This is a genomic window from Clostridium sp. AF28-12, from assembly GCF_003435225.1.
Taxonomy (GTDB): Bacteria; Bacillota; Clostridia; order Lachnospirales; family Lachnospiraceae; genus Pilosibacter; species Pilosibacter fragilis.
Map to the genome: position 1 here is coordinate 1 of NZ_QWGJ01000039.1, position 6,089 is coordinate 6,089.

Here is a 6,089-nt window from a genome sequence, read left to right on the forward strand (position 1 = left end):
TCTTTCTATAGTGCTTACAGTATACCAGATTCATTAAAAAAAGTCTCTCAAAGTGTCTTAAATTACGATACCATTATAGAACCTTTGACGGAGATGGATACGGACTTCATGCTGAAAACGCTGGACCACATCAAGGTTTTTGAGGACGGAACATTGTTGGTAGTGTTCCTGGATGGAACGGAGATTGAATGTAAAAATGAATGAAATATATTGAAAAGACCATAGAAACTATTGCGTTTGTAAGAAATCCTGTGGTCTTTTTTAAATTAGTATGGTATAATTACACATTAAAGAGGTACGTGAAGAGGTGTGAAAAGATGTGTGTACAAATAAATTACAAGAAATTGTGGATTAAATTAGCAGAATTGGAAATGGATAAAGCAGAGTTTAGAAAAGGAGTTGATTTATCTCCAAATACAATGACCAAATTAAATAAAAATGAAGAAGTATCAATGCAGATAATTTTGAGAATTTGTAAATTCTTAAAATGTAATATAGGCGAAATATGTGATGTGGTATTTGAGGAGGAGAAGTAGTTATGAAAGAACTGTATTTGCCAAATTTGAAAAGCATAAAAATTAGTAATTATACTTTGTACCAACAAGAGCCGACATTTGATTTTGAGTTTAAAGATGGCATTAATGCAGTTGTTGGTGCAAATGGTATTGGAAAAACTACATTTGTTAATATTATTATTTATTGCTTAGTAGGACATAAAAAGAAAAAGAATAAGGTAACCAAGAATTCAAAAAAGCCGGAATTTGAGTATATTGACGAAGACTTTTTTAGTTCTAGAATAAATAATGAAGCAGACGATATTATGAATATGTCAGCTCGAGCTACGTTGGAATACTATCTAGGTAAAACAAAAATTTCGATAACACGAAGTTTAGTTGATAATTCTATAGATGAATTATGTATTGATGATGAGGGGATACCTCAACCCAATGATAGAATTTATCAAGAAATTATAGAAAAATACTCAAAAATTTCTCAGTTCCAAGATTTTGAGTTGTTGGTAAGAGAATTTCTTTTTTTTGATGAAAGAAGAAACAATGTGGCTTGGGAAGTTGATAGCCAAGATAACATTTTAAGGATTTTGCTTTTAAAGGAACAATATCATCTTAAAATTAACGAATTGGAAGAAAAAATAACCAAAGCAGATACAAGAGGAAGGCATAAAAGTGAAGACAAACGAGTCGCAGAGGCATCATATATAGAATTAGTAAAATCAAGAGATGATATTGTTAATCAGACAAAAGATGGAAGCAAAGATGAAGAGAAGGACGTTAGTGTTGATGATGAAACTAATCGTGAAAGATTAGTTCTTAGAAAAAACAAAATTGATACGGACATATCCAATAAGAAGGAGATGTTATTTGCACTACAGGAAATGGTTGAGGAAATAACGGAAGATGTCGCTTTAACAGAGGGAAATATAGCTAATATTTCAGTGTCATATGATAATATTGTTTCCGAGATAAAGAGGTTAGAAACAATGTTATATAGGAGTATATATAATAAATTACCCGATTATTATTATACAATTGAAAAGACTCTCTTAACTGAGGGTAAGTGTCTGGTCTGCAATAAAAAATCGAAAGATATCCAGAGAAAGGCTAGTCAGATAAAACAAAGTGGAAGATGTATGATTTGTGAATCTGAATTGGCAGAAAACATTTCGTTTGATGATGATTGGGTTGAAAAATTAAATTGTTTACACGAAGAGAAGAAGGAAAAATTGAATGAGTTAAATAACCTAAAAAATCAATTAGATAGATTAAATTCGAAGTTTCAGAACCAAAAAAAAGAAATTAATAGGTTGAAGAATGAACTTGAAGATTTGAATAGGACGAAGATTGTTGTAGAAAGTGAACTGAGCCAAAATAATCCAGAGTCCAATCAAGGAGATATGTATACGGAAATATTAAGAAGTAAAGAAAAAGTCATAGCAGATTTAGAAATTGCAATTAGAGATGCATATAATGAACGAGATGGCTACAAGAAAGAACTTTTTGAATATACGCAGAAATTTAAGGGCGTAATCAATAACTTAAATGAACGATTATCAAGCTATTTTAATAAATATGCAAGTACATTTATTGGAATGGATTGTAAGCTTTCAGTAACAAGTAAAACTCTAAATAAAATACCACATTTTTATTATGTTCCGGAAATTAATGGACAAGTAAGAAAGGGAATATGGTCAGTTTCAGAATCTCAAAGATTTTTTATTGATCAAGCATTTAGAATGGCGGTCATTGATTATTTACAAAATGAGATTGGAAGATTTAGTACTTTTTTTATAACAGAAACTCCGGAGGGAAGCTTGGATATAGCATATGAATCACAAGTTGCAATGATGTTTAAAATATTTGCTGAATCTAATAATAAAATAATTTTTACTTCAAATTTAAATAGTTCAAATTTTTTAAAAGAGTTGTATAGGTCGATTCCAAAAGAGGAAAGAACGTTGAGAACTCTTGATTTATTAAAAAAGGGAAAGGTAACAAGAGTTCAAAGAAATAAATGGAATCAGCTTGAAAATATTGTTAAAGAGATTATGGAGGTGTAACATGGAAAATCAATATGAATTAAAAAATGATATTTTAATTGTTGCATATTTCATGGAAAAAGGAGGGTGGAACGCTGTTAGTAAAACGAACTTTCAGCGTGTACTTTATTTTGCAGCAGTACTTTCACCAGCATTTTTAAAAGACTATGAATGGACATATGGCTTTTATAACACTATGTATGGGCCAATTAATAAAGATTTAACAACGGATATAGAGGAACTATTTGCTAAAGGGTTGCTATCGCTTGTAAATCGAAAAATAACATCTAACAGAGTAGAAGAAAAATATGTAATATCTATACAAGGAAAAAGAATAGTTGAAAATCATATAATGAAATTGGAGTACGAGATTTCGAAAATTTTGTGGCTGGAGACAATAGTTAAGGTACTTACAATTTATGAAGATAATTTTTTGTCAAAACTGATAAAGGAAGATCCAAATGTCTCTTATATGAATTCAGGGAATCAAAAAACTAAGATACCTACAAATAATACTGAGGATAATTTATCTAATGAATTAGTGAAATATTTGGAGGAAAACGGGAGAGAAAAGCTTAGTCTAGAAAGAAAAGCAGATGAGGAATATTTATTGTTATTTTTTGACCTGCTTTATAGAAAGTATAAAGGGGGAAGATAAGAATGCTCGAAATACTTTCAGATTATTTTGAAGAGGTTGATTCTGTTCTTGAAGAGAATCCGATTCTTCGATTAGAGAAACTTTTGGATGGTCATCGAAATGTTACGCCGGGTGAAATAACTCAGTTGAGTATAAAAATGAAAAAGCAATGGAACAATTATGCAAAATATGGATTAGAAATGTGCATTGTTTTGACAGAAGAAGAATGTGATGGAGAGGAATTAGTATATAAATATGATTTCACAGAAGATATTGAGACGATTATTCAGAACGGCAATAGAACTTCAAAGATCTATTATTTGAATTCACAGAATAAAGTAAGCGAAATAAAACAATCTGAAGAAATTTTAACCGTAGAACAATGTAGTACTATTTCTAAGCAAATTAACAAAATTGTTTTACATTTAGGCATGAAAGGAATTGATCTTTTTATAGATGGAGTAATTTTTTCGGCTGACAATTTCATGAGAAGTTATAAAGATTTGATGGATGCCGAAAGTATGTTAAGTATATATGATTATGAAAAGTTATTAAAGGGATTTTATGAACAGAATATTCGGTATGATATAAATAAGAGGTATTTTTTGAGAAAAGATGATATTCCTAAAGAATATCATTCAGATACCATTGAAAAATATGCTAAATTATTAAGAAACAAGCCAGAAGAATTTTTTCAAATTGATTTTGTAAAATACTTAAAAGATCATTGTCGGGATGCAGTAATAAAAGAATACACAACTGTGACAGGTGATAGATATGATGTGTTAGTTCTTAATGAAGATAATCATCAGGTATACGTTTTTGAAATCAAATGGTTGGGACGATCTATAACAACGGGAATGAAAGTCTTCGAAAACTATAATGATGATAAAAGAGCAATTTCAGGAGCATATCAGTTGCTGGATTATGTTACTAATGCAGATACATATAAAGAATATTTTTTGGAATTTCCGGTATATTGTGCAATTTTATTAATTTTTGATGCAAGAGATTTTAATACAGATATTATTTATCCAGAAGATGTTTTGGGAATTCCTAATTTAGATTTAAGTAAAAGATTCTTTATGGAGAAAAGTAAAATATCAGCAAGTAATGTATATTCAAGTAGAAGGAGGTGAGATATTTGTCATATAAGATAGTAGATTATAGCCACGAATATGGTTCGATAATGCAATTTGGAAAAAATAAAAGTGTATACATTCATAGATGGTATCCATTCGTAGAAGGATATTCAAAAGAATTTATTTCTAAAATTGTTGACGAATATAGAAAACTACATAAAGGCAAGAATATAATTTGTTTAGAGCCTTTTGCTGGAAGTGGTACAACACCTCTAGAATTACAAGATATGGGATATTTATGTTATTCGTTTGAAGTAAGTCCGTTTATGTATGATTTGGCGTGTTGTAAAATGGAAACAACATATACAACAAAAAGTTTGGACAACTATTGTGAGCAAATTGCCCGTTATTTTAATGAACCGGATGTGTACTCTGAAGAAAAAATCAAGACAGATTTTAAAACTTTGGTTGAACAAGAGGGCATAGATAAATGGCTTTTGAATAGAGATGTTAGACTAGGGATTTTGGATATATTAGAAGGAATAAATAAGTTTCACAGTAAAAAATATCAAAGGCTATTCAAAGTGGCATTAGCTTCTATATTGTTAGAGGTCAGTAATGTTTATAGGAATGGTAAGTGCGTTTCTTATAAAGAAAATTGGAAAGAGGTTATAAATTATTCTCGAAAAGATGTGCATAAGATATTTTTAAATAGGCTTAATAATGTTTTTAGAGCAGATATTTTACAGATGGAAAAAATAAAATCTAAGAAAAAATTGTTTAGTAATAGGCAATATTGTTATCATGGAGATTGTAGAAAACTGATATTTAGTAAAATTCCTGATAATACAATTAATCTGGTTATTACATCACCTCCATATCTTAATTCACGAGATTATACAGATACTTATATGGTTGAATTAAAAAGTTTAGGATATATGGAGGACTTAACTGCTGTGCGGCAGTTGAGAGAAAAAACTTTGCGTTCACACGTACAGATTAAATGGGGGGAATTAGAGACTTTAGAAATTGATGAATTAAAGAAAGCATTAGAAGATATTGAAAAATATAAAGATAAGTTTTGGAATAATGAATTATTAAATATGATTAGAGGGTACTTTTTAGATATCAATACGTTATTTAGTGGGTTGAGTAAAAAAATGGCATCGGATGGAATGATTTTTTTTAATGTTGCAAATTCAGCATACTATAACGTGGAAATAGAAGTTGATATGATTGTGTGCAAAATCGCAGAAAATAATGGGTTTAAAGTTGAAGAAATTAGAGAAGCTCGGAGGGTTAGAACTAGTAGCCAGCAAAAGGGTATTAGTGAAGGTTTGAGAGAAAGTGTAATTGTATTAAGAAAATAGAAATGGATTGTTTAATTTTGCAGCCTGCTGTTAGAATAGGAGTTATTTCTGGCAGCAGGAAGCTGCAAAAATATTCTTAATTGCTCTCTACGGAAAGAAACGGGAATATTTATAAGACGAACTTTTTTGGCAGAGTTAACTTTTTTCGTATTGATGAATAAATACGGATTAGTTAGGAATGTCAGAAGGTAAGTAGGGTAAACGCTATCCTCCATAAGTGGGGTATAAACCTTTTCGCAAAAGGTGACGGTTTCGCTATTTAGTATAAGAAGAAACTTTCACTGCATGTAGAGACGGTTGTTCTTTTGTCCCAACTGAAACAAAAGCCGGATGATTACATTAATGTCACGATTGAACTTGATGATATGGATATAACATCTGCAGAGACTAAGGCTACATATGATGATGAAGTGCTATACTAACGTTGTAACAGTAGTGGCTAATAA

The 6,089-nt window shown here is 30.2% G+C and carries 5 protein-coding genes and 1 pseudogene; all 6 read left to right on the forward strand.

All coding sequences use genetic code 11. The annotated features are described in order from the left end of the window. Window positions 1-204, forward strand: a pseudogene (locus tag DWY93_RS17330) (hypothetical protein); the annotation flags it as partial. Then, complete coding sequence (locus DWY93_RS16265; RefSeq protein WP_347466504.1) at window positions 201-536, forward strand: helix-turn-helix transcriptional regulator; 336 nt, start codon at window positions 201-203, stop codon at window positions 534-536. The pseudogene DWY93_RS17330 and the gene DWY93_RS16265, both read left to right, overlap by 4 nt. A gap of 2 nt (window positions 537-538) precedes the next feature. Further along, the gene (locus tag DWY93_RS16270) at window positions 539-2,575 is read left to right on the forward strand and encodes a chromosome partitioning protein ParA (protein WP_117471376.1); all 2,037 of its coding nucleotides are present in this window, start codon (window positions 539-541) and stop codon (window positions 2,573-2,575) included. A 1-nt stretch (window position 2,576) separates the two neighbouring features. Next, window positions 2,577-3,212: a hypothetical protein gene (locus DWY93_RS16275; protein ID WP_117471377.1), complete on the forward strand. Its 636-nt coding sequence runs from the start codon at window positions 2,577-2,579 to the stop codon at window positions 3,210-3,212. Window positions 3,213-3,214: 2 nt separating this feature from the next. Beyond that, on the forward strand, window positions 3,215-4,330 hold the full coding sequence (locus DWY93_RS16280) for a hypothetical protein (RefSeq protein WP_117472706.1): 1,116 nt from the start codon (window positions 3,215-3,217) through the stop codon (window positions 4,328-4,330). A 5-nt stretch (window positions 4,331-4,335) separates the two neighbouring features. Continuing rightward, the gene (locus DWY93_RS16285; RefSeq protein WP_207658711.1) at window positions 4,336-5,643 is read left to right on the forward strand and encodes a hypothetical protein; all 1,308 of its coding nucleotides are present in this window, start codon (window positions 4,336-4,338) and stop codon (window positions 5,641-5,643) included. The last annotated feature ends 446 nt before the right edge of the window (window positions 5,644-6,089 follow it).